Origin of the sequence: Leptospira ryugenii (assembly GCF_003114855.1) — a bacterium.
Classification (GTDB): Bacteria; Spirochaetota; Leptospiria; order Leptospirales; family Leptospiraceae; genus Leptospira_A; species Leptospira_A ryugenii.
Genome location: NZ_BFBB01000004.1, coordinates 302,613 through 325,199, shown reverse-complemented (window position 1 = coordinate 325,199; position 22,587 = coordinate 302,613). Strand labels below are relative to the sequence as shown.

The window sequence follows — 22,587 nt, the reverse complement described above, 5'->3', positions numbered from 1 at the left end:
AACGCACTGCGAGAGAGACGAAAATGATTTCACAAAAACCGATAAAAGCCTTTATAAGCACAAAATTCACTGCAAATGTACGGTTATGCATAAAAAATGAAAAAGTGTATTCGTCAAACTGGAAGTAAAGTGAAAGTCACGACAACAGATCATACTCAATTCATTTTCACAAAGATTAAATTTTTTTTATAAAAAATGAAACTAATGCCAATTAGTTTTATTGATTTTCTGAAAAAATGAAGCGATTCTTTGTTTTTTACTTTTCGATTAAAATAACAAATTGTTTTCTCAATTTTAAGCGAAGTTTTCTTGCTATGCGAAACCTAATAAGTGCCTTCCCGATTCTACTTGTGCAGCTATTTTTTCTTGGCAATTGTATCTTCGTGTTAGAAGACAAAGGTTGTCTTTCGAACAGTAGCTGTTCCGAAAAAACTGGGAATGGATTGATTCTTGCTCTCTTGGCACTTTCTGACCAAACGATCTCTGACTCCTCAAATACTCAATTTAATGCCAGACCACCCAGGGTTTCTTACGCCAACCAAACCTATGTTCTTCCTTTTCTAGCTGAGGTAAGTATTCCCGCAATCACTGAAGGGACACCTTTCACAAACTGTACAATTTTTCCCTCTCCTTATCCGTCGATAAAGCTTAATCCAGAAAATTGTGACTTAAGCGGTTATGCTTATTTTTGGCATCCTGTTATAGAGCATACCGTAGTTGCATCGAATCAGTTCGGAACTGCAACGACAACAATACAGTTTGGCACATTTTTCTTAAGCCAGAGCCCGACAATTTCGTATACGTCAAACAGCATTATCCTAACTAGAAATGCAGCCATTACGCCTATCCATCCAAGTGTATTGTCAGGACAAAGTCCCATTACCTGTAGTACCAACACAAGCCTTCCTGCTGGTTTGACGATATCTGCAAGCACCTGTGTGATTTCAGGAACACCTACAACAGCACAAGCAAGTACTACATATGTAATAACCGCCGCGAATGCATTTGGAAGTGCTACTTTCTCAATGAATATACAAGTTCTGGCTACAGGGGTTGCGCCAAGTATCAGTTATGCGGGCTCACCATTTGTGTATACACAAGGAAACGCCATTGCGAGTTTGTCTCCAACTTTGACAGGAAACAGTCCGACATCATGCAACGCAAATCCAAATCTACCCACAGGACTTTCGATTAACAATACTACCTGCGTCATTTCAGGAACTCCAACTTCGACACAATCATCAACATTGCATACAATCACGGCATCGAATGCTTTTGGTTCCAATACTACCCAAATCTCCATCCAAGTTTCAGCGGCCACCATTGCGCCGACAATTAGCTACACAGGTTCGACCTTTACCTTTACAGCAGGCACAGCTATCACAACGATCTCTGCCAATCTAACAGGTAGTAGTTTGACATCTTGTTCGGCTAGTCCTCCCTTGCCCGCAGGTTTAAGTTTGAATAATGGCAATTGTGCTATCTCAGGTACTCCAACAAACACTCAATCAGCGACCAACTATACGATCATGGCGAGCAACGGATCGGGAAGTGCCAATGCCGTTATCGACATTCGTATCAACCCACAAACCGTCGCACCCACACTCAGCTTTAGTCCCTCAAGTTTTTCCTTCACTAGGAATGTGGCGATCACCGCCATCACACCAACTCTTACTGGAAGTTCCCCAACATCCTGTAGTTCCAGTCCGGGTTTACCTGCGGGGCTTAGCATCAATCCGAGCACTTGCGCCATCACTGGGACACCAACGGCAAACCAAACGAGTATGAACTATAGCATCACAGCTGCGAACGGGGCAGGTTCCGATACAAAAGTGATCCAAATTACGGTAGGCTCCGTCCCAACTCTAAGTTATACAGGTTCACCGTTTAGTTTTACGCAAAATACGGCCATCAGTAGTTTGGTCGCTACTGTTACCGAAACACCTTTTTCAGCATGCACATCCTCTCCGACGCTTCCAGCCGGTTTATCAATCAATACAAGTTGTACCATATCTGGTACGCCTACTTCTACTTCTTCTTCAAATACCTATACGATTACAGCGACCAATTCCTTCGGAACTGGCTCAACCGATATCCAGATGACAGTGAATGCATCCACTGCACCACCTACATTGAGTTATCCTGGTTCTCCCTTCACTCTCCCTGTTAATGCAAATCCTTTACCTGCTTGGGAAGTCCAGCTTACCGGAACCCCTCTCATCAGCTGTCTATCGACTCCCTCGCTCCCCACTGGCTTTTCACTTAACAATACAACATGCCAAATAATGGGAACTTCTTCTACGACTTTTGGCCCTACAAATTTTACGATTCGAGCTACGAATGCTCATGGTTTTGTAGAGCGTGTGATTTCCATAACGGTTGTTCCTTGATTCTAGGGTAATTTAGCAAATTAGGAATTACGTAATTTTTTTGTGAACGAGATTCTCTCCTTTGTCTTCTCATTGACGCTTTCTAAAATGCTTTTTAAACCTAGGCAAAGTGAAAGGTAGCTATCTTATTCTATTTTTAATTCTTTATGGCTTGGGTTTCTCATCTTGTACCTTCCCGGGAGATAAAAGAGAAATTGAGTGGGATCAGATAAGCCTAGAGAAGTCTGGCGCCAGCATCAGAGTACAGCATAGAAAAACAGTTCTGAGCTCAGAACATCGTCCCTGGTACGTAATGGTCACAGTGAATGCTCCTACTATCATTTCATTCTGTAACCAAATTCTCATCCATCCTCCGGAAGGAGAACGGTCTGGCTCTAAGAATCTTTTTGTGCAGGCAACTGCCAGCCAGTGTGAATTGAATATCTCTATTTTTGGCCAAAAAGACCGCATGGTTTTAAACCCAGTTGTGTACGGATCCATGTCGGATTTATGGCAATACCAGATAAAGAAAGATGGATTTCTCATTCTCTTTGGGTTTTTGTATCTATTCATCGGGATATTTTCCTTCTATGTTTTTTTATTACGGCAAACTCACTTACAATACCTGGCATTTTCCTTATTGCTCTTCTTAGCGGGGATTTATAGCATTTCGATCGGCAATGAATTATTTGGGATGTTATTTCCCTCGGTTACTTCAGAATATTGGATACCCATACTATTAGGTTCATTGTATCTCTTCCCGGGTGCCTTATTATGGTTTTTGTCTTTTCTCCTACGATCTGTTTGGCGGAAACGGTTTAGAGTGGTCGGGCTTACGTATTTAGTCTTCGTATTTTTCTTACTTTTGTTTTTTTTATACTTCGATATTGAATTTGATTCTATTGTCTCTCCCTTTCATTTGCTTTGTATAGCCTTCTTGTTTGTATTCTTTCCTCCTCTATTTATGGCAATCCGCCAACCTCAATACAATTTAAGAAGTGTATTGTATGGAATCATCATTTTTCTTTTGTTTGCATTTATGGAGATGGGGATTTCCTATTTTACTAAAAACTTAGAATTTCCTTTGCTCTCATTTGGATTATTCTGTTTTCTATTGCCTTTGGGTGAATTTTCCGTTCGTAGATACTTTCGTTTGGAAGCACAAATTCAAAATGTTAAAGAGATCCAGACATTTAGAAAGGACAGAAGTGAAGACTCGTCTAAAACAAGGATTTCTAATTTAGATCAAAATGTGTATGTACAGAAAATTAGCGAAATGTTTGAGAACGAAAAAGTCTATTTAGATCCAGAATTATCACTCAGGAAGTTAGCTTCTCTACTTCAAATACGTGAAGATCAGGTTTCCTATATCATCAATCATAATTTCAAAATGACATTTTCCTCCTTACTCAATCAGTATCGTATCAACGAAGCGAAACGATTGTTGCAGAGGAAAGAAGCAAACATCTTAAACATTGCCTATTCGGTTGGATACCAATCCAAGTCTGCCTTCAATTCTATCTTCAAAAAACTCACAAAAATGACGCCCACTGAATTTCAAAAATTGCACTCTTAACCGTTTCGATTCAATTTTTCGCGTTTATCCTAATTTTTTCGTCCTAGTTCATGATCTAGGACGATCCATTCGAGATGATCCTATAGAATAACCTTTCGTATGCAGCTTTATACAAACGATCAATTTAAAAACCGTATGTTGGGAAATGGAAAGAACATCCTTCGATTCGTTCTCTGCACAGTACTTATCTTCGCATTGGGCGCATGTACTTCGCTCCAAATAGGACATTACCCTTTGCCAACAAAAGATATGGTAGCAAAATCAGAGAATGTCACCTTTGCATTAGTTCAAATCCTGAATCGCGGAGAGGTATATGAAGCCCGACCCGAGGAATTCAAAAAGACAGAAGAATGGCTCGAAAAGGCGATCAAGGGTGGTGGCTTCCCGAACGCCAAACTCAGTAAAGATGGAAATGGACAAGGAATTCACATAAAAGTAAAAATAGATGTATACAACCCTCCCTGGTATGTCCTTGTTCTATCGACTGTGAATGCCACAGCTACAATCGGATCGCTTGGCTTGGTTCCAACCTATAGTGGACGATTCCAACATATCTTTTACTTTGAAGTTGAGCAGCCAAACAAATCCAGCCAGACCTACAAAGTAGAAGGTCCTTTTCTTGCGGCGTGGTGGGGATGGCTTGCACCACTCTTCGGGAACGCAGGTGGAGTCGAGACTCAGATCGTTGAATCTTGGAAACTCATTGTACAACGAGTTGCACCGCAAATTGAAATTAAAAATAAATGAAAATCACACTAGCTTTGTTTGTTTCACTACTTTTATCTTTCGGTTGTGCCACATCCAAGTACAACGTGAATGAGTCCACCGAGATCAACCAAGCGTATGGTCTGGTTGCCGTACAGTATGAATTTATTGATAATACTGGAAATAAGGTATCACCAATTTCTTGGTGGAGAAAATACCCATTTTACTTTCTCTTTGGCCCGGAGTTTCTGGATGTTTATATTGATAAAGTACGAACGCGAGTCGGAACGGATACAGAAGGTTATATTGTTTTTCAATATCGAGAAGGGGAGATTGCAAGGGATGAATCCTTTAGGTTTGATGTAAGGCAATTTATTTTTTTCTCACCGGCCATAGTTGCAAGAGTATACTACACGAAAACGAAAGAAGTTTTGTCTGTAAAGTCGAAGGAAATCTTGGTTTTACCGAAAGTGCAGATCAATGTGAATCTCAATCTATATAAAACAGTTTCTGATGAAAAGGAAATGCAAAAATTTAAGGATTTTTTAAGTGAAAAATACGCTTACATGCTCAAAGGAAAATCAAAATGATGAATATGAATCAGAAATTAAGAATCATGATTCTTGTAATTTTTTATAGTTCTTTATCCAATTGTATTTCTACAACTTATATTAAGGCAAACGCTTCACAAGCTGAATCTGAAACTGTGCGTCTTCCGGCAGGTTCTCTCCGTCCTTTTTGGATAGTTGAAATTGATGACCAAACATTTCCAGATGGATTTGCTGATTTTATTGTAATGTCACCTGGAAAACATACAATAAAGATCAGGTCTCTCGAATCTGAATTTTTAGTGACAAAACTCACAAGAACCTTTCATGCGGGAACAATAGTGGTCATTTGCCCAGGGTTGAACAAAAGTTCTCATCATAATGAAGCTTTGAGTGAAGGTGATCGGTGGTCTCCGTTCATTCGTGAATTAAAACATACTGATATAGTGGGTCTAACGAAAATTAGCACCACATTTAAATATGATTGCCGATATGCATATCAAAGAAGTTTCGCTGATGAGTTAAAATAATTCATACATTAAGCATTCTATTTGAATCTCAAAAATTTCTTATGTTTTCACATTGAGAAGCATCAGATCTAATGAAGTGTATTGGAGCGGTGTTTTTATTTGCCAATGGATTTTTGTTTTATACTCGTGAGGTTACGCTTAGCCTGCGGATCCGCCTATGCATGAACCGTATTGGAATGATTTGCCAAAGAATGATTCCATTTTGGAAATAAAAAGAGTGCGCAGAAATGCGAAAATCCGATAGGCAAAACGCAGAAAATACCCTTGCCTTTTTGAACTCTCCTGGCGTTTACTTAAATTGACACTGGAGATCTCGCAAGTATGCCCAAGATCGTTGATCATAATCTATATCGAATTGAATTGCTCTCGAAATCTTTACCCATTTTTGTGTCTAAGGGTGTTGCTTCCGTTTCAATGCGGGAACTCTCCAAAGAACTTGGAGTGTCAACAGGCACCTTATACCATTATTTCCCAACAAAAGAAGCCCTTTTTTCTTCTATGGTGAAACACTTGGTGACCTTAGATGCTGAGGCTATTCATAAACTATCTGAAGATACAACGAGCATCATCGATATTATGAACTTTATTTCAGGAAAGGAGATGCATTTTTTAAATTTGATTTTGTTGGCAATTGATGTGAAACGACACCTCTCTGATTCTAGAGAATTACAAAAGTTAGTTGATGATTCTTTCTTGGCCTATGAGACAGCATTAAATCGTTTCTTCCAAAAAGAGACAAATGGAAATGGAGGGAAGGCATTTCTTGCTTTTTTTGTGGGTGCCTTATTTTTGAAATCAAAAGGAGACGAAGATACTTCTTGGATAGAATTTTTTGAAGGTTTGGGATACTTAGGAAATCTATTTTCAGACCAGGCAAAAAATATTGACTAAGAATCGTTTTTAAAGTAAGATTGGTGCTACTTTTTGCATGGGTAGCAATGGAAGATACCAGTAAGCTTATCTTATTTTCTATGCCTTTCACCTATGCATTGATTGGTTATATTACCAATTGGTTAGCAATCAAGATGACATTTTATCCCATTCGGTTTTATGGCTACCCTCCCTTCTTTGGTTGGCAAGGCATCATCCCTAGGAAGGCAAATAAGATAGGTTCAAAATTTGTAGAAGTCATCACAGAAAAACTTTTGGATGTGCAACAGGTAACCAAACGAATCGATGAAACCATCATTGAGACCAACTTGCTTGCTTCTCTCGAGCCTGTTTTGCAAAGCACTGCAAAAGAGATTGCGAATGGAATCGAACCACAACTCTGGGAAAAAATTCCAGAATCATTTCGAAAAGAGATTATTTTAAAAATTAAAACAGAAAGTGGGAATATAATCAAAAAAATCATCAGAGAAATCCAAACGGACCTGCATTCAAAATTAGATATCAAAAAGCTAGTCTATGACAAAATGACTGGTGAGAACACCAATCTGATAGTGGAGATGTTCCAAACAGTTGGGGGACCAGAATTCAAGTTTATCGAGAGATCTGGCCTTTACTTTGGGTTTTTGATCGGGCTTTTCCAATTGTTTTTTTGGTTTCAATATCCGCTGCCTTGGAGTCTTCCATTACAAGGAGTTCTGGTAGGCTACATTACAAATTTTCTCGCGATCCAAATGATATTTAGACCATTGGAGCCCAGAACATACTTCGGTGTTGTCCATTACCATGGTTTGTTTTTGAAACGGAAAGTAGAAGTATCAAGATCCTTTGCAAAGATAGTTTCGGAAGAGATTCTCAGTGCAAAGAACATACTCGATGAATTATTATTTGGGAAAGCGGCCGATATTTTAATCCATGATATACAAACGGAAATTTTGATACAAATTGATAAGATCACAACTTTCACCAGACCTTTGTTAAAGACACAAACAAAATGGTCAAAATACGAAGAGACAAAATTAGCAATTTCTAAACAAATTTCAGAAGCAACTGTTTTGCAGGCACGTGACCTAGACCGATATGTCCACCGCTCATTGGAATTAGAAAAGGAGATGTCGGAAAAGATGATTCAACTCTCTTCTAAAGATTTTGAATCTATATTGCGCTCTGCATTCCAAGAAGATGAACTTTTGCTTATCCTTGTGGGAGCTTTTTTAGGTGGCTGTATCGGTTTTTTGCAAATGATACTTGTTTAAAACTTTTTAAAGGAATGTTGTGATTCCAAAACCTATGTGCAGAGCTTTTCCTCCATAACTATAATTGGGATTGTCAGGGGAGGGCTCTCTCTTCGTAATCTCTCTTGAAGTCCAGGTTTGGTAGTCGAGTACTAGATCCAATACGATTGCCTTTTTTAGATTGGCTAAATAGCTTGAGGTTTGGTCAGTTATCGTATAACTCATGCCAATGGTGTAAATGTTGCGATCAAAATCCAAGAGATTTGCCCTTCCACTCGTATCACCGATTGCACTAGGCCTTCTCGCATAACCAAGACGAAAGCTTGTTTCGGGTTTCCACAAATATTCGAATCCAAACCTTAGATTTGTTGTGTCTTTCACTTCTGGTGCGCCACTGTAAGTAGCTTTGGTCCTAGAGATTCGGTATTCACTCCATTTTTCTAAGTTCACATCAAATCCAAATCTATATCTCTCTTTATGTAGATATGAGATTCCACCTGTATATACTTTGGGTTGGTACAAATCCAATAAGGCTAAGTCTAGATCAAGTTGGATGCCAAGGAGAGTGGTTTGAGCTCTTGTGGCGAGAGGGTCTACGGATAAAAAGGTTTCTCTTCTATACGAAAGGCCGAAATCAAAATTTCTCCAATGAAATTGTAATCCAAAGATAGGATTGATGATAGGTTTCAATTGTAATATCACTTGCTGGTCAGGTGTAGACTGATTTTGTGAGATCGGAACATTTTTTAGAAGGATAGAACCTCCTCCTCTTAGAAACGCATTGAATCCAATTCCAAAGAACAAATGGTCTTTCCAAATTTCATAGGCAAGTCCTCCCAGAATGATGGGACGTTCGTTGGCTGCACCCGATTGGATGGGTCTTGGTACGTTTGGATTTTGATCATTGATTGTAACCAAATTTCCAGTGGCAGGGCTTATCAAATTGATCCCAAAACGAAGCCTGTTATTTGTTTTATAAATTTCATTTAAGTTTAAAGTCAGACCAAACGTTAGGTGGTGATCTTTTGTTTCAGAGAGACTTTCCCTTCTCGCCAAATTTGTACTAATTCTGGGATCTACATAATTATAGGAAAGGCTCAGCTCGTGAAATCCTTGTCTTTCCTCTTTCGTTGGATCAGCAGACTTTTCGCGGATCAATTCTTGTTCATTCTTTCTCGCTAATCCAGCAATGTTGTAAAACGGAGAAGAAGAGTTATTCACAAAAGAAGACACTGCGCCCGCCATCCCCGATTGGCGCGGAAATCCACCATACACATCTCCATAGGAACCCGCTATCAGAATCACAGGCAATAGGAAAAGGATAAGGATCAATATGGGGCGTTTCATTTATTTTTTTGAAAAGAGGAAATTGAGGTTATCAAATATACTCAATTCATTTTGTCTATTTACCTGGTCTACGAACCAATAATCAGTTTGCATAGGTCTTTGCGGTGCCCTTAGAACTTGAGAAAAGATATTACAGGTTTGGCTTATATTGTAAAGCAAATCATTTTTGTCGCGACTTGGTTGTTGGATCATTGAACTCATGAAAAATCTTTCCCAATCTTCGAAGATCGCATTTGAGGAAAAATCACTTTGCACTCGCGTATAAAAGAACTGCAAGAACGATGAATTGGCAGTCAAAGTTTCTAAAATTTGAATGAGAGGAAGCGATTTACCTTTTAAGTGATCCAAAAGTTCTGGGACGTGGGCAGTTAAAAGAGTAATGAAAAATCCCCTTTGATTCCCTTCCTCAGAAGTGAAGAGTAGTCCCACCCAATCAATCATTGCGAAGATTTCCGTTGAGCTTAACTCTACCTCTGAAAGACTTATGGTTGCTTGGCGAAGAGAGTTCGTATATGAATAGGATGACTTAGAGTTTAAAATAGTAGAAAAGAATGTTTCTATATCATCGATAAACGAATAGTTTGGATGGCTTATATTTCTACCACGTTCTAGGATAAGAGAGGACACATAGTTCTCAACCTCGAAGGAGAATCGATCAATCGAAAACTGACTTACTGTAGGACTTTCTGTTTCCAATTTTGCTTCGAAGGCTATCTGTTGTAAGCCGATGATACTCAAGTTACGATTTGTTTTGAGTTCTGGGTTTCCCCATTCGTAAAGGGAACGAAAGAGAGATTCGATGAAACTACCTTTGCTTAGTGCATTCAAGATTCCATCATTCCACTTTCTCTGGTTTTCAATCAGGAAAGAGAGATGAGATCTCAATTCAGAATTTGGGTAATACAAAGTGAAATTTGGCATATTGGGAGATCTCATGCCGAAAGATCCAGAATTTCCTCTGATACGATATTGTTTTATCAACACATTGCGATTTGGCGAAGCCGTATCTTCTGTATCACCAGCCGCCGTTGGGTCAACCGCCTCAAAGAGAAAAGGTCGGTTTAAGGTTTCCACCAAATTGGTGAGTAGGGGAAACGAACTTTTGTTTGACGAAGAATCAGATGTTTGAACCAAAGCATGAGCAAGCGAGCTGACAAGCGGAAGGATATGGTTTCTCGTTTCCCAGTGCGAAGAAGTAGATTCGGGAGGGACAATATTTTGCGATAAAAACCCTAGTCTTTCTAAACTTGGAAAGCCAGCAGCGATTGCAGGCGGTATCGGTCCGTAGAATTCATTAGGTACGTTGAATTTTGATAAGATAAGTCTATAAACCTGTTGAAACGTTGTATCATCTACAAATCCTAAAACATCATCTGCCGATGGACTAATCCCATAACCCCAAACTTCCACTAAAAAGCAAGAGTCACCTGGTATATTGGAAAAATTTTGTAAATCTCCAAATGCCTTTATATCATTCTTTATAGTATAATTTGCCTTGAGCCATTTGCCGGAATCAAATTCGGAGCATTGAAATTCGTTGCAGAATGGCTTAACATCAATTAAACCTTTGAGACCATTGGATACGATGACGATATAAACAGCATCTTGTACAGTACTACCGAGGGCTTCCAATGCTACTGGGACTACGATGACAAATCTCTTTTTGTACATTAACCAAGTGAAGTTTTTATAGAATGCCTCTTCATCATCATTTACCTCGCGCTCACTATCTGGGATGGATATTTCAGAGATATGATAATGCGTCCCATTTCCCGTATCAGTGTTTGGGAAATCTCTTCCCCCTAAACTCACATATCGTACCTCACCGTTTTCGGAATTCTTAACCAGAATTTTATAACGTGAGGTATTCCATTCCTGTTTATATATGAGATCATTTCCTGAGCTATCTTTATAGATTCGTCCATCTAGTGTTTCGATCTCGCCATTCTTGTTCTTTCGATTTTTATTAAAGTAAGGACCTTGGCCTCCATAAATCGTGGAACTAATGCTCTTTAATATCCAAGGTAAAGTCTTAGTATAAATTGGGTCATTGGTAGATGCTGAAAATCCTTCATTTTCAATACGAGACAAAACGGGAGTATTGAGATTGATCCGTTCTACTTGTCCGTTCTTCTGGACTCGTCCCGATATAGCTGAGTTCCAGATAGCCGCAGATATGCCTAAATTGGAAATAGAGGTATTTCTTTTGAATGTTATAGCCTGGTCATTTACCATAGCTGTCGTTGCATTGGATAACTGTACTGAAGAATTCGCTACTGAACTTACGGTGGTGCCATTGCTAATCCCAATTCCGAAAACAGAATCACCTACTTGGATAGCTAAATCTGCATTGTTCAAACTCAAGGTAGTCGATGAAACATTGGCAGATGCATTTCGTACGACAATACCTACTGACTTTAGCTTAGATGATAAGCTGAACAATGAGTCTCCTAGAGTGAGAACTCCTCCTGATGGACCAGTAATTTGAGGCTCAAAAGGATCGTTCGACCAGTAGTATCCAAAATCATTCGAGATACCTACTGTTAATAAAAGTTGCTCTAGCAAAGAAATATTGTCGGAGGAAGCGTCAAGAGTTCGATTTCTACCTCTAATGTCTAAAGTTAACATTTTTTGAAATGAATCATTGGCTTTCGGTAGAGATTTTGTGAATTTTAACTGGTGGTATGCTTCAGCAATTCGCCCAAGGAGCGGATCATTTGTGTCTTTAATCAGTGTTTGTGGAGTCACTATGAACTGCCTTACGTGGATGAGCAGATCGCGTAAAAAAAATCGTAACTGGCTTGAGTATTTGCTGTTGGAATAAATAGAGTCGAATTTTGATCCAGAGGGAGTGAAGTATTCAAATAAATTGAGAAATAATTCTTTTAAGGAGGTTCCACTGTTTTTAAAGCCAGATCCAATTCCTGCCTTATAGCTAAACCCTTCGCCTATACCACCTAATGTATCGAATATGGCTGTAAAAAGATTAGAACTTTTTGTTTGGAGTAGACCAGACAAAACATTCGTAAGCCCAGATTTTGTTTGGGAATTACGTTTTAGTAATTTGCCAAGGATAATCTCTGTTTTTCTTAAGAATGAAATTGTATCTTCATCTTTCAGATTTTCATTGATTCTTTGGATGGAGCTGGATATAGATTCTTCTGTTTTTGTTTTCAATAGCTCCTGAAAACTGAGGTTTGAGAGAGGGATTAAATTCGGTAATACATTCCCCTCTGACTTTCGAATTTTATCGAAGGTAGCAGTTGCAGAGGAATATAAGCTTGGTTTTGCTTCTCGTAAATATTTGATTTCATTGGAAAGAAAAGAAAGTGTGCGTTTTAAAGCATTTTGATCATCATTAAATACATGGCCTAGTCCTGCTAATATATCAGGCAATTGAGGTCTAATTCTTTCTAGTGATTGGTTCAATCTAAGATTGAATTCAAGCGCCTCCAATTTGTTGATTCCACTCTTCAAAGCGGGGTAGGCATCAAACAATGAAAAAAGTTGAAGGCCACCTTGGTTAAGCAGTCCATCCCAAAATAGATTTTTGTCATTGAAGTTTGTATTATTACCTTTGCAAGAATACCCTAGTTGAATACAGATTAGGAAAAGTAAAATCTTGTTCTTCATAAAATTACAAATTACAATTTCCCCAGAATGTATAACTGGATAATTTTAAATTTAAGAGTATGTATGGGTTAGTTTCAGTTGTGGATCCGCTGACAATTGAATATTGATTGGAGTAGGGAAGGGAAACAAGATCATTCAACCGTATACCACAATTAGCAGCAATTTTATTTCCGGAAGCATTGGGATCCTCTTTTGTACCGCTTGCGTACGCATAGTTGGGAAAGGAATATGTGAAGTCCTTATTTAGATTCTTATTTTTTCTTTCGAGAGGGATATACTCCAACACATAATTGATGATAGGGACGATCAAACGTTGGACCGTTGGGTTAAAAACCTCTTTGATTCCGTCGGGATTTAAGCCGCTTGGATTGTAAATATTTGAATCTAAAACTTCTAAACTATAAAAAAGATCTAGATCATTGTTTTGATCTCCATCATTGAAACCAGTTCTCAGAGCATCACAATCTACTCTTCTGGATTGAGAAGGAAGCGAATCATTTTGAAGATCAGTTTCATTGTTATCATCACAAAGATTCAATTGGACTGAGGAGACTTGGAAAAAATCATTTTCACTACCAGAACAGTTGGATGGATTCAATCCTGTGCATGCCACTCCCGAGGTAAATTTTGTAGCACCAAAATAGAGTTTGGTGGAAATGCCAATCTTTAAAGTAGTTAATAAATATTCATCATTCCCTTGTTTGCCATATATTTTTATCAAAAGATCAGTCCATTCAAAATCCATAAGTGGGTGTTTTGCATTGTTTATGGTTTGTGACTGGTTTGGGTTTGAGAATTTTACATTGGGGGGTAAAAGTGGTTCTACCTTAAAGAAAATATCATCCGTGTTTTGGATCTTACGGACCGTATTGCCGGAATCTTTGAAGTAAAGAGAATTGCGACCAGGTGCCAAAACCTTCAAAATCGAATCTGCCTTTAACAAAATTTGAAAGATTTGGAACAAACGATCCCCTTCCCCTCTGAAGGCTTTGATTTGGTCAGCGAATGTTTGGTCTAGTTTTAAATTGAGAATACCATTCCACCAAAAATGATAGAGTGTTTGGTTGATGATATCTGAATGTATGGATACCAAAACTCCAGAGCCTTCAGAGTCCGCTATTTTCCCCGTACCTTGGTTGCCATTGATTGCAGATCGACTCAATTGGGATCTTGGGGCATTCCCTCCATTGTATACAAGAAAATTGTTTTCATAGCCAGTTAGAAGATGGGGTGCTGCAGGTTTATCTACGATATCATCTCTGTTCAAACAAGTTGTAGAATTGGAATCTATTTTTTGGCATACGTTTACGAACGTTGCGGCCGTTAAATCAAGTCCGTCTGCATGGATTCGATTTGTGGTATCTTGTTTTAAGTTAACTCCTAAATTCAGCTTGGTTTTGTTAAATGGAGTTGGTAAGTAGCTGGGGAGGTTGATATCGATTCCATTTGCATTTGTATCCTTTCTTAGCTGATAAAAAAGAGCATTTAATATATTTGGTGTTACCGACTGGATTGTATCTCTTATCACTCCTTGGACAACTCGCCATTGTATGCCTGGGATGACTGATTCTAAGACTGCTTGGATGATACTGTCAAAGGTTCCTGGTTTGATAGTTCTTACATTGTATGCACAAATTGCTGAATTCCACGCTGTGACTTTAAAGTCGGTAGCATTCGGATTGTTTTGCCATGAAGAAGGATTTAAAATGTTTAAGTCTATGGAGCCATTTGTGGACGGTACGTTTATGCTTGCTGAGGCTTGTGCTAAGTGATAATTAACGGAGGGGTCGTAGTTTAGAAAACTTGCTCCTGAATTGCAACCACCGCTCGGACTCATCACAAAATCAACATCGTAGATAGCTCCATTGGCCAATCCTCCAGCCAAACCACCGCCTGAATGCATAAACAATCGTAGAGTTCCTCTCAGTCTTTTCCCATTTAAATTGAGATTCACTTGCCCAGCCGAACTAGATCCCGAGGCAGGTGTCAATTGGACTAGTAAATTATCGTTAGGTGATGTGTTTGTTCTATTTTCTATCGTCATGTTTGTGACATACACATCGGATCGACCATTGGCAATAAACCCTCCCCAGGACCAATTGATCCTACAAAAGGGACCTATGGATAACAAATGGTTTAACTCTTTGCTAACACCAAAATCATTTGGATTGGAAAGGCAGGATTGTCCTAAGGCGTCTGTACCCGTTAATACAGTTCCAGTTCTCTTGGGATTCTGCATAAAGGTTCTCCCTAAGACCGCCGTTGTATTGGTTATCGTTGCATTGCTATTATTGGACATTGTCCAACTATTCGCTGTTTGTTGGCTTAAGAGGGTTGTGTCTGCTGGAAGATTTGGATGGTTGATAAAAATTCCAGGATAAAGGTCTGTGGTATTATCAAAATTGATAAGATTTGAGCCATTAGTAAGAGAAACTACCTTACCGATATCAGGTCCCGCCGTAATTTTAAGATTTGAATTTGTATCACCAAATCCATCGTTTGCTGCACGACTCAACTGCAATAATGGTGCTGAATTGAATGTGCTATTGTTTGGACAGCCATCTCCAGCAGGCAAAGAACCTGTTTGAATAATAGATCTAACAAATGTGTTAGGTGGTAATGAAACTCCGCGCAATATATGGCCTTCTCGAATTCCTACTAAAGAACTAGGTTTTATTCGAGCGCAATTATTTTCGGTTGTCCCAGTAAATTCTATTATTGGATCACTGAATGTCTTTCCGCCAATTCTAAAGTTATCAGTAAATGAATCCATATTCCCATTGGATTTGAACAGCCTTTCCAAAAGTCTTCCTAGAACATTGATCCCATTGTTGCCATTTCCAATATTGATTCTGGCTGTAGATGGAATTGGTTCATTTGGATTTGTTGCTGTATTGCCATAGTGGAATCCAAAAACTCGGTAATAGAATTTGGCATCTTTCTTGATCTCCAAGTAGTATGTGTTGGCACCGTCTGTAGGCCTTAGTGTGGTATCTGTTAATGTGCTAAGGTTTAAGTTTGCAGACCAGGGAACAGATGCACTGCTTGGAGGGTTTATCAATTTCTTTACTTTGATCGAGTCCGCATCGGCCAGATCAGAGACTGAGCTTTGGATGATCACTTGAGGTACGATGTTTTTATTCACAATCGCTGCTTTTCCATTGGGAGAAGGGTGGATTGCTAAGTTAGGCTGAATTGAAACATTGAAAAGAAATGCTGGTTCTGTCCGAAAATCAGCAATCAATTTCTGGTTTGAGCAGGGAGATTCATCAAGTCTACGCAAACAATAAAGTTCAGTATTTGAGCCGAATAATTTTCCACCTGGAATCTGTATATAGTAACGGGTGTTTGGCTCTAGAGATTCTATTGGATCGATTACCAATTGTCTGAATGTATTCCAATAACAATTCCCAGAAATTGAGAGTGAAGGGACATTTAGATCCTTGGAGATCCGAATATTATTTTGGTTGTTTGGGAAAAAATTGGAAGGTTCATTTGCAGGACAAATTGTATCTCGGTCCATAGAATGAGAAAACTCAATCACGATTGAATCAAATCTAGATACAACGTTTGCTTGTTTCATCACAATGGCACTTGGAGCGACAGCACCTGTTCCTTTCAACTCCAGAATCTTTTCGGGTAGATTTGGATCATCGGAAAGGATGCGTAAGCTTCCAATCTTAACTCCGGATTCTGTTGGGAGAAATTCTATTTCGAATTCAAGAGATTGGTTTGGAGCAATCGTTCTTGAGGAGGATCCAGAATAGGCACCTAAATTAATAAATTTAAATTGATTGGATGGAGATATCACTTCCGCAGATACGATAGTAATTGTATCCGTTCCCATATTTTTGATTTTTGCAAGTTTCCTCTCGTTTGTTCCTATGGCTTTCTCTGCAAAGTGAAAGATTGCAGCATTCGTGTATTCATTGCCATCTATTTCTAATTTCATTTCTCGTACCAAACTGGGAACACCACCTGGTGCAGAAATAAAACTCAAATCTAGGTTTGGGGTGAGACTTGGTAAAGAAGATGTATTTGCCGCAATCACAACATCAGTGGCATTAGGTGGGGTGACATTTGAGAAATCAGAGGATACACCGACGGTGCTAGATTGATTCGAACTACTTACAAATAAAGATTCAAATAAACCAGCGATTTGATTTTTTTCGCCAGGTGATCCACTGCAGTAAATCGTGAGTGAGAGGAAAAGGACAAATACTCGTTTCATAATCGGCAGCTCCCTGTGAAAAGAATATTCTGCACCTTTGCATGTAAGAGTACGTAGGTTTCACTTTCGTTGCCAGGGATGGGCAAGGTTTCTAAGTCATACAGTTCCATTCCACAGGCACGCAATTTTGGTAATGGGATATCTCTTGTGATATTATTCAAAAGAGGAACGATGAGCGATTTTACGAGAGGGTTTACAATTTCTTTGATACCCGATGGTCTGAGAGCGAGTGGATTATTGACCTGTCCTTCTAATGGTTCAATTAAATAAAATAATTCCCCGATATCTTTGCTTGTTACGATTCGCAAACTTGGATTTCCTATGGAGGCAAGGATTGAACTAGAAAATGTGCACGTACCAACACAATTGGGTAAGGCATACTTCCCAAAACTGAGATTTGCATTTGATTTTAAGCTGATCCTGACCTTGGCAATGGTATAGAGGTTGCCATCTTTACATTCCAGGGATGGGCAATTTGGTCTTTGGCTATCTGATCGTTTCCCTCGTATCGTAATTTCTAAATCGGCAAAACTAATTTTTAGTTTTGTTTGTTCAAGTGTTGCATTGCCAGAAAGTTCACCTTTTTCTAAGTAAATTGGGTGTACTGGCTGCAATGAAAGTACGATATCATCATTGGGATAGATGGCACCATTAGCAGTTTTTACATTGTTCTGTCCTGGTGCAAAGATGGTAACAATGGGATCAGCCTTTAGAAGTGAAGTTGTCAAATTCAGTAAGGAAGAAGAACCTGCAAACTGGTTGATACTCTCGATAAAGGGTTTATCAATTTCAAAGTTGAATCCTCCGTTCCACCATAAATGGTAAAGAGCTTGGTTGATTAGATCAGGGTGTAGCTTTAACAATACTCCGGGATTGGCACTCGTATTGGCTAGATTGGAGCTGAAGGATAGATTAGATTTTGTTCTGATATAAGATTGTGTTCCATAAGGAGAGACGGGAAAGGATGGCCTAGTGTATCCGACATCCCATGGACATCTGTTCAAGGAATCTTTCACGCAAGTGACCAAGGAAGCATTTAAACTCCCTTCTAAACCAAAGTTTGTTCCATCTTGTTTGGCAGCTGTGTCTTGTTCTAAATTTGCATTGAGTTTTAGTACAACCTGGTTTAATGGCTTTGGCAAATAGTCAGGTAAACCAATCAAAATACCCGAATCCAATTGTCCAAGGATGTTGTTCAAAATCTCCGGAGTGACTCTCTCAGTTACATCCTTAAGTACATTCTGTACGATTTTATTTTTCAAGCTAGGGATTTGTTGATTGATAACATCTGCTACAATAGCGGCCACGGCTCCCGTACCTGTAACTTGGTTCACTTGAATATGATTTGCCCAATCGCTCGCAAAGGGATTGCAAGCAAACACATAGGAGGGAGAGACAGTACTCGGAAGACTCAGGCAGTCTATATTGGATTGGAAATTAGAAGGAAATGAATAAGGTTGAACGGTAAGATTTAGTTTACCTTGTGCGTTCACTTGGAGTAGGGATCGCACAAAGGCTCTTCTGGCTACTTCAACTGGTGGGTCTTCATTGTATGCAAAGCTGACTTCATCTCCGTCGGTGCCCGGAATTGATTGGCCATAGTATACCAAGGTGTTTGCGAGCAAATAGTCAAAGAATTCTATCTCTTCAACTTTCAATACAATCGAAAACTTTCCGCGTAGTTTTTTTCCAAGAATATTGATATCAAATATTCCATTCTTGATATCAAATTGGAAGTTTAAGTTTGTATCTCCTGATGGAAAACTGGATTCATCGATCGTTAAACTGGTAATGTAAATGTCTGCCTTGGCTCTATAGTTAACATCAGGATAGGCATTGCTTTCAAATATAGTTCCAGTTACTTCAATGCCACAAAAAGGCCCAATGGTCGATAGATAATCAATTTTATTGGGTGAAGGTGCGCTCGCTAATTTAGCTGAAGGCCAAGGGATACAATTTCCACCTGGGAAATGATTTGATTTTTTGTTGATGAATTGGTTTAGCGATTTATCGGAAGAACTTAGGGTATCATATAATTTGAAATTCCCTTTTGCAAACCGAGTGATGAGTTCAGATATAGCACCAATACCAGAGTCTTGGCCAATCATCAAATTTGCGATTTTTGGTAACTTGCTATTTGGGTCTGCTGCTAATTCTCCATATTGAAAGTTGACACTAAAATAACTAAAACTTCCTGCTAGGGTCTCAACTCGGATAAAGTAAAGGTTACTTCCAATATTTGGTGGAAGGATAGATGAGTTGAGTAAATCAAAACTGAGACTTGCTGTACAATCACCACTACATAGTTTTACCCCTGTCGCAACCATTGAGGAGCAAACAACCGCTAGTGGATTTGATGAATCCAATAGGCCAAGCTTACAAAGTAGGATTTCTTTAGTAACCTCTGGATGATTGACCGCAATATTCAGTCGAAGACTCGTCGTTGTATTTTTGTTTAAGACTATACCTTTGTTGGTTCCAATGGGAAACATTTGAGTTGTATTTACAAGCAGACTTCGGGAAATCTGAATGGCTTTCTCTGTACGAAAGGATTGGCGAAAGACGAGAAGAGAAGCATTCAAGTTGGCATTTCTGGCAATAGAACTGATCTCTACTTCATACAATTGGTCGGAGTTGAGCTCTTCGCCAAACCTGATGGAGAGATTGACTGGACTTGTCCAACGAAGACTGAAATTGGAAAGAACAGTATCCGTTGTGATATTTTTAATCGTGAGAGCATTGGAGACCGAAACTGGATCCATAGCCTCTGAAAATTCGAATTCTAGTGGTTTATATCGATCCACACTATTGGTAAGGAAGAGGAAACGAACTTCAGGCCCAGAACTTCCAAATCCTACCGCTGTGGGAAGGTTTGGCGCAAAACTGATTGGATCGACTGGGGTTTGGCGGCTGTCTACAGGGTTTGAGCCTGAAGACAAAACCGCACTGAACTCAGATCCAACATTAGTTGATTTGCCGTTCTTGCACTGTAATGTGATGAACACTAAAACGGCCATCACACAAGTTCTTACCATCTTCTTTCTATCCATACAAATTAATGTTTGTTAGATTCTAGTAAGGCTGGTATTCCACTTTTTTCGTTGGCAATTCTTGCAAGTTCCAATTCTTCAGGACTTGCAAACTTGCGATCCCATTCTAGAACCTTGGGAGTCATCAGATAGTGCCAAACAGGAGGTATCAAAGCGACAACAATTGTAGTTAGATATCCACTGATCATCATTGGTGCATTTGGATATGGTCTCAAATCTTGGTAAGGAACTTCCCCTTGCGCATGGTGATGTGAGTGTCGTGTTAGGTTGAACATGGTCCAAGAGCTAATTCTTTTGTTTGTGTTCCAGGAGTGACGTGGTTGAACAGGCTCTTCAGGCAGTCGAACCATACCATAGTGTTCCATATAGTTTACGATTTCGAGCAATGCTTTTCCAAATAAACCAGCCGCGATAAAGAAGCACATCCCTGGAATACCCCCGATTAAATACGCAATGGCTACTAAGCTAAGGCTCATTAAATGGCCCCGAATGAATGCATTGTGGTAGGAAAAGATTCCTAAATCTTTTCGTTTCAAACGTTTTACTTCAATTTCCCAGGCACTGATATTTCCTTTGATGGTTGAGGCAAAGATATGAAAGTAAACATTTCTACCTCTTGGTGCGGTCGCGGGATCTTCTGTGGTGGAAACATATCTATGGTGACCATACACGTGTTCAATGGAGAAAATGGTATCGAAACTAAATGCCAATAACCAACGACCAATGAGCATTGAGATCTTATCCCAAGTTCTATGGGTTAATTCATGTGCAGTGATGGTTCCAACAAGACCAATCATCAAACCAGTCAATACAACTCCATAAAAATGTTGCCATAAACTCGTGTTTTCTTTTGCCAAATTAAAATCATACCCAAATACTTTTGTGAGCAATGATCCAAATCCAAATGTATCTACCGGGCTTACAGACCAAGCAGAACAAAAGAAGATAAAGGAAAGTATAGGTAAGGCCATCCAGAGTTGGAGTGTGAGGACTTGAGGCTTGGCATAACTAGGCGTACTTTTATCATCGCCTGAAATCGCATCTCCAACGATGTAGAAGAATAGTAATGAGAACAAACCTATAGTTGTATAGGTTCCTCCCATTAGCAAACTCACGATGGAGGTAAGTCCTACTGCATGAAATAAAAAGAATTTGAGGTAGTCCAGATAGTTTGCTTTTCTTCGAGAGTCTTTGTCGTCAATGTTCAAACTCAACGAATGATCAATTGTTGTAAATCGGTCTGCAAAGATGTTCTCTTTGCTGATTCCATTTTGGACTAATTCCTTTGATGCAGCATCTACCATAGGAGGTGGTCCACAAAGATAAGCTTCCGTAGACTTGGAGAGGTGTTCTTTGATTTTTGCAGTGACAAGACCTCTTTCACCTTTCCACGAACTACCGTTTGGCTCTTCTGAGAGTACAGGTACAAAGTTGAATTTCCCTTTCCAAACTTTTTGGATCTTTTGTAGTTCTGTTACTTTGTATAAATCTTCTCTTCGTCTAGCTCCAAATAGAACTGTTAATGGTCTTTTGATACCATTCAGGATTCCTTGCTCAATCATTGCGAGAATGGGAGCTAGCCCACTGCCACCAGCGATCATGAGGATAGGTTTTTTGCTTTCCCTTAGATAGAAATTCCCAAATGCACCTGTTACCTTAACTGCTTTGCCGGAAAGATTATGATCAAAGATGTAATTTGAAAGTTTACCATTGGGAACTTTGCGGATGATAAATCGAACGATTCCTTTTCGGTCTGGCGCATTCGCAATGGAATAATTTCTTTCTGCATCCATTCCTTCAATGGATAAGGATACATATTGCCCAGCTTTGTATTCCACTGCGCGGTTTAGTTGAACTGTAAGTTCACAAATATCATGCGTTAGAATTTTTTGTTGGAGGACATGTCCAGTATATGTTTCTTTATTTTCAACTTGGATCTTGACATCAGATTGTGGAATGCTCTGGCATGCGAGGATGTATCCTTGGTCGAGCTCTTCATCAGACAATAGGTAACCTGTTTCGGTTAATTCCTTAACTTTGCCATCTTCCAATTTACACTTACAGGTTGCACAACCTCCGACACGGCAGCTATGGGGAAAATTGATCCCTTGTCTAAGGGCAGCACTCAAGATACTTTCGCCAGCCTGGCTTTCGATTTCAGCTCCGTTGATGGTGATTCGTTTGGTCTCGCCGTTTGTTTGGGACCTTGGGGCTTTTTTGGCCTTGGGCAGGCCGATTCTATCAGTTAGGAACATAGATGACTCCTGTTTACATTCACTTCGAACCGATATGGCCAGGGAGAAGGGGATGCACCCGCTCCCTGATTTATATCGCACGTTCGCTATAAATAAATCTAGGCAAATGAATGTCAAACAATTTAATTCATGTTTTTTTTGTAGCTTTGGGCGGAACGGGGAATCGTCTCGATTCACCAAATCCCTAATTCGGTTTGCCTCTCTGGAGAGACGCAGGCTT

At 39.4% G+C, this 22,587-nt stretch carries 12 protein-coding genes; 7 read left to right on the top strand and 5 right to left on the bottom strand.

Annotation, left to right across the window (positions count from 1 at the left end; genetic code table 11):
- Positions 1-314: 314 nt before the first annotated feature.
- The 7 genes from DI060_RS09875 to DI060_RS09845 all read left to right on the top strand — a co-directional run bounded on the left by DI060_RS09875 (position 315) and on the right by DI060_RS09845 (position 7,872).
- Positions 315-2,390: an Ig domain-containing protein gene (locus DI060_RS09875; RefSeq protein ID WP_209452019.1), complete on the top strand. Its 2,076-nt coding sequence runs from the start codon at positions 315-317 to the stop codon at positions 2,388-2,390.
- A 109-nt stretch (positions 2,391-2,499) separates the two neighbouring features.
- The gene (locus tag DI060_RS09870; RefSeq protein WP_108976309.1) at positions 2,500-3,945 is read left to right on the top strand and encodes a helix-turn-helix domain-containing protein; all 1,446 of its coding nucleotides are present in this window, start codon (positions 2,500-2,502) and stop codon (positions 3,943-3,945) included.
- Positions 3,946-4,044: 99 nt separating this feature from the next.
- Positions 4,045-4,692 (top strand): hypothetical protein, encoded by a 648-nt coding sequence (locus DI060_RS09865; RefSeq protein ID WP_135355034.1) that lies wholly within the window; start codon positions 4,045-4,047, stop codon positions 4,690-4,692.
- On the top strand, positions 4,689-5,240 hold the full coding sequence (locus DI060_RS09860) for a hypothetical protein (RefSeq protein WP_108976305.1): 552 nt from the start codon (positions 4,689-4,691) through the stop codon (positions 5,238-5,240). The genes DI060_RS09865 and DI060_RS09860 overlap by 4 nt, the downstream gene beginning before the upstream one ends.
- A gap of 5 nt (positions 5,241-5,245) precedes the next feature.
- Positions 5,246-5,728, top strand: coding sequence for a hypothetical protein (locus tag DI060_RS09855; protein ID WP_135355033.1), 483 nt, complete (start codon positions 5,246-5,248; stop codon positions 5,726-5,728).
- A gap of 321 nt (positions 5,729-6,049) precedes the next feature.
- The gene (locus tag DI060_RS09850; RefSeq protein WP_108976301.1) at positions 6,050-6,619 is read left to right on the top strand and encodes a TetR/AcrR family transcriptional regulator; all 570 of its coding nucleotides are present in this window, start codon (positions 6,050-6,052) and stop codon (positions 6,617-6,619) included.
- 47 nt (positions 6,620-6,666) lie between these two features.
- Positions 6,667-7,872 (top strand): DUF445 domain-containing protein, encoded by a 1,206-nt coding sequence (locus tag DI060_RS09845; protein ID WP_244594345.1) that lies wholly within the window; start codon positions 6,667-6,669, stop codon positions 7,870-7,872.
- 6 nt (positions 7,873-7,878) lie between these two features.
- Here the strand turns inward: DI060_RS09845 and DI060_RS09840 are convergent, their stop codons facing one another.
- The 5 genes from DI060_RS09840 to DI060_RS09820 are packed head-to-tail and all read right to left on the bottom strand — an operon-like array spanning position 7,879 to position 22,367.
- Positions 7,879-9,198: an OmpP1/FadL family transporter gene (locus tag DI060_RS09840; protein ID WP_108976297.1), complete on the bottom strand. Its 1,320-nt coding sequence runs from the start codon at positions 9,196-9,198 to the stop codon at positions 7,879-7,881.
- A complete protein-coding gene (locus DI060_RS09835; RefSeq protein WP_108976295.1) occupies positions 9,199-12,831 on the bottom strand; it encodes a hypothetical protein in 3,633 nt (1,210 codons plus the stop codon). It lies immediately after the preceding gene.
- A gap of 4 nt (positions 12,832-12,835) precedes the next feature.
- Entirely contained in the window at positions 12,836-17,062 is a 4,227-nt protein-coding gene (locus DI060_RS09830) for a hypothetical protein (protein WP_108976293.1), read from the bottom strand.
- Positions 17,059-20,112: an Ig-like domain-containing domain gene (locus DI060_RS09825; RefSeq protein ID WP_108976291.1), complete on the bottom strand. Its 3,054-nt coding sequence runs from the start codon at positions 20,110-20,112 to the stop codon at positions 17,059-17,061. Before DI060_RS09825 ends, DI060_RS09830 begins: the two co-directional genes overlap by 4 nt.
- A 5-nt stretch (positions 20,113-20,117) precedes the next feature.
- Entirely contained in the window at positions 20,118-22,367 is a 2,250-nt protein-coding gene (locus tag DI060_RS09820) for a fatty acid desaturase (protein ID WP_108976289.1), read from the bottom strand.
- Positions 22,368-22,587: the final 220 nt, after the last annotated feature.